1 protein-coding gene is annotated in these 211 nt (G+C 59.2%); it reads right to left on the minus strand.

Going from position 1 to position 211, the window contains the following annotated elements:
* Positions 1-32: 32 nt before the first annotated feature.
* Positions 33-211: IS30 family transposase (locus ADK54_RS45010; protein WP_199827009.1), on the minus strand; the 179-nt coding region annotated here is incomplete at its 5' end.

A 211-nucleotide genomic window follows, 5' to 3' on the forward strand; every position in this document is an offset into this window, starting at 1 on the left:
GACCGGGTTCAACCAGTGGATGCAACACTGGCTTATTTCATCGATAGTAGATGGTCGTTGAGGGCTTCGGCGGGTGTCTTCCAACCGAGGCTCTTCCGGGGGCGGCTGTTGAGCGTGGCAGCGACCGCCTCGATATCCTCAGCTGCCCATCGAGAAAGGTCGGTTCCCTTCGGGAAGTACTGGCGCAACAGGCCGTTCGTGTTCTCGTTGG

It is taken from the genome of Streptomyces sp. WM6378 (genome assembly GCF_001279695.1).
In the GTDB taxonomy this organism is placed as follows: domain Bacteria; phylum Actinomycetota; class Actinomycetes; order Streptomycetales; family Streptomycetaceae; genus Streptomyces.